At 27.8% G+C, this 3,203-nt stretch carries 6 protein-coding genes; 5 read left to right on the top strand and 1 reads right to left on the bottom strand.

Annotation, left to right across the window (positions count from 1 at the left end; genetic code table 11):
- Nucleotides 1-65: 65 nt before the first annotated feature.
- From AJ885_RS00335 to AJ885_RS00315, 5 genes are read left to right on the top strand one after another with little or no spacing between them, the layout of a single operon-like run.
- Nucleotides 66-245: a hypothetical protein gene (locus AJ885_RS00335; protein WP_002864977.1), complete on the top strand. Its 180-nt coding sequence runs from the start codon at nucleotides 66-68 to the stop codon at nucleotides 243-245.
- Nucleotides 242-679 (top strand): hypothetical protein, encoded by a 438-nt coding sequence (locus AJ885_RS00330; protein ID WP_070280526.1) that lies wholly within the window; start codon nucleotides 242-244, stop codon nucleotides 677-679. The genes AJ885_RS00335 and AJ885_RS00330 overlap by 4 nt, the downstream gene beginning before the upstream one ends.
- A 42-nt stretch (nucleotides 680-721) precedes the next feature.
- Nucleotides 722-913 carry a hypothetical protein gene (locus AJ885_RS00325; RefSeq protein ID WP_021358120.1) on the top strand — a complete coding sequence of 64 codons (192 nt, stop codon included), beginning with the start codon at nucleotides 722-724 and terminating at the stop codon, nucleotides 911-913.
- On the top strand, nucleotides 900-1,379 hold the full coding sequence (locus AJ885_RS00320) for a phage virion morphogenesis protein (RefSeq protein WP_052800544.1): 480 nt from the start codon (nucleotides 900-902) through the stop codon (nucleotides 1,377-1,379). The genes AJ885_RS00325 and AJ885_RS00320 overlap by 14 nt, the downstream gene beginning before the upstream one ends.
- Before the next feature lie 38 nt (nucleotides 1,380-1,417).
- Nucleotides 1,418-1,939: a PH domain-containing protein gene (locus AJ885_RS00315; RefSeq protein ID WP_070280530.1), complete on the top strand. Its 522-nt coding sequence runs from the start codon at nucleotides 1,418-1,420 to the stop codon at nucleotides 1,937-1,939.
- A 132-nt stretch (nucleotides 1,940-2,071) separates the two neighbouring features.
- Here the strand turns inward: AJ885_RS00315 and AJ885_RS00310 are convergent.
- Nucleotides 2,072-3,203 (bottom strand): phage minor head protein (locus AJ885_RS00310; protein WP_070280528.1); only part of this gene is annotated, 1,132 nt, incomplete at its 5' end.

Raw genomic sequence — 3,203 nt, 5'->3', positions numbered from 1 at the left:
AAAAATTTAACAAAACTCACTAATTAGTGGGTTTGATTAAGTTTTATTTAGCAAGGAAAGAAAAGATGAGTAAAAGAAATGGTGCTTTAAGGGCTTTTAAAACACTTTTAAAAGATGTTTTAAATGATGAAAATGGCTTTTATAAACACAAAAATGGCAAAGTAAATATAGCCAAGCTCTCTCGTGTAAGTGGGCTTAGTAGAAGCTTTTTAAAAAAAGAACTCTATATAAGAGGTTTGCTATGAGTCCTAAACAAGCAATGCTTAGAAAACAACTTCTAGCTAAAATACACATGCACAAAGAGTATTTATATTATAAAGAAAATAATGCTTGGCAAGATTTTTTAGCTTTAAGATTTGAGGTTTTAAGCTCAAAAGATTTAAGCATAGATGAACTTAAAATCTTGCTTGATATTTTTGATGGTAAAATTAAAGATGATATAAACTTCGTACCTGATTTTAAGGGTAGATTAATGCTTAAAAAAGCTAGTTCTAATAAACAATTTTTTTATTTAAAAGCTTTATTAAAACAAACAAAAATGCCTATTTTTAGTTTTTACAAACTTTGTAAAAAAACTTTAAAAAAAGATATATACTCTCTTGAAACTCTTAGCAAAAAAGACTGCACTATAATGCTTGTAGTTTTAGAAAAGATTGTTAAAACTAAAAAAAATAATTAAAAATAGATATAATCCTTTAAAAGCTTTTTTAAAGGATTTATTTTGATCTGTCCTAGATGTGCGAATGATAAAACTAAAGTTTTAAAAACTATAAAATCAGACACCAATGAAAGATTTAGAAGATGTATTAAGTGCGGATACACTTTTATGTCTATTGAACTTATAAAAGTAGACAATTGGGCAAAATACTATATAAAAGAAACTCAAAAAGGACTTTTTGATGAAACGCTTTGAATTAAAGGGTCTTGAAAATCTTTTAAAGAAATGTGAAAATTTAGAAAACGAACAAAAGCAGATTATCTTAAAAGAAATAATTGCTGAAACACTTTATAAAGAAAGCAAAGAAAATCTAGAAAAAGAACAAGACTCTAATGCTAAAAAATGGGCACCTTTAAAGCAAAGTACATTAAATTCAAGAAAAGCACAAAAGATCATGCATACTAAAAAGCTTTTTGCAACAGGCTCTATGCAAAGCTCTTTACATAGTGGAGTGGAAAATGATAGAGCTTTTGTAGCACTTAATGCCACCTATAAAGGCTTTGCGTATGCCAGAGTGCATCAATTTGGCTCTAAAAATGTAATAGCAAGACCTTTTTTACCCATCGATGAAAATTTAAATATAAACAAAAGAGTAGCCAGAGCAATGGAAGAAGAAACTAAGGATATGCTTTGGACTTTGTTTAAGCAGACTTTAAAATAAACTTCAATAGACTATGGCATTTTATTAAAGGAGTATAAATGCCTAGTTTAGAAGAAATACAAAGTCAAATTTCTGATTTTTCAAATGCTAAAAATATTTTCTCAAGAAAAGAAATTAAAGCTTTACCAGATATTTTATGGGAGAATGAGAAGGTAAAAAAAGCAGCACAAGGCACTTATAATCTTGCTACAGGACTGCTAGTAGCTACTGATAAAAGATTGATTTTTATTGACAAGGGAATATTTAGCTTAAAGGTGGAAACTTTTCTTTATGATAAAATTTCATCTATTGAATATAGCACAGGCTTGATGTTTGGCGAGATGGTTATTTATGCTTCGGGTAATAAGGCTAAAATTAAAAATATGGAAAAAAACGAAACCAAAGAAATGGCTGAATTTGTTAGAGAGTGTACTCAAAATACTGATGCAAATAATCATATATCTACCACTAATAGTGATTTAACCGTAGAATTAGAGAGAATATCAAATCTTAAAGATAAAGGTATTATTACTGAAGAAGAATTTAAAACAATGAAAGAAAAAATTATAGCTAAAATGTAAAACTTGCAAAGTTACTTAAAATCTTATATAATCATTTTAGCAAATAAGTTGTTATGCTCTTATAGTATCATCACGATGTGGCAGTGGGTCATTGGCTATAAGAGTTTAGCCACCTTCTTTTTTGCAAATTTATTATTTTTTATAAACAATTTTTCCTTGACTTAATACTTCTTTAAAATACTTGTCGTTCTCGCTTAAAAACATAGTTTTATTATTGATTTGATTGCCTTTTTGATTTAATACCATTACAAGAGCTTTTACTCCATTATCATAAAAGTATTTAATATAAGTTTTTTTGGTAAAGCCTTTGTAGTAAGGGTCAGTATCTATACTTAATCTAATCTCATCAGGATCTTTTACAAGCTTTGGCAGATAGTCGATATAAAAGTGGCGATTATTCTTTTTTATCTTAGAAATTTGTTTTTTCTTATCATAGAAAAAATCATCATCTAAGCTTATTACATCTCCTATTTTATCAACGAGTAAATCTCCTTTTTTTACATTAAAAGCTTCATAAACCTTATCTATTAATTCTTTATCACTTAAATTTTCATAATTTTGTATTTTTGGTAAATTTTCTAAGCTCTCATCTAAGCTTATTCTAGTTTCTTTTGGGATTTGTGAATTTTCTCTTTTATCATAAGCAAAATTTTTAGAAGCAATGCTTTTTGGATTTTCTAAAATTTTATATTTAGCCCTTGCTTCTTTTTCGCTTACTGCTATGACTTTACATTTGCAATTATAATCATTAGGCGGAAAGGATGTTTTCCAAAATGGATCATCTCTGTGTATAGCACAATTGTGCATTTTTTTATGCTCACTTCTTGAATCTTCTAAAAGTGCACATTTATATACCCAGTAAGTTTTGTAAGAATAAGTGCTAAGCTGTTTTGCTCTTGCTTTTGCGTAAGCACTTTGCATATTGGTATGATAAATTGTTTTTAAGCGATTTGCATTGATGTTTATAGTGCGTTTTTCTCCTGTTTTTGGGTTTGTTATTTCTTTTTTACCATACCAACCTTTACTTGTTAAAAGCTCTTTTAAATTGTTTTTAAACTCATTAAAATTTCTTCCTTCTTTCATAGCTTTTTTTAATTCTTCGTGCAAATCATTTAATACATCTGTTTTCATAATGCCTGCTGCACTAAAAGCACGATCGTGTGCTTGTTTTTTAATTTCGTGATATTTAAAGCTTATTTTTAAGCCTTTATTTTCTAAATAGCTATAAGCTTCATCTACGCTTTTGTTAAAAATATTACTCATT

Origin of the sequence: Campylobacter sp. BCW_6464 (genome assembly GCF_001762775.1) — a bacterium.
Taxonomy (GTDB): Bacteria; Campylobacterota; Campylobacteria; order Campylobacterales; family Campylobacteraceae; genus Campylobacter_D; species Campylobacter_D jejuni.
Note: the sequence above shows the minus strand (reverse complement) of the source record. Positions and strands in the feature narration are given on the sequence as shown.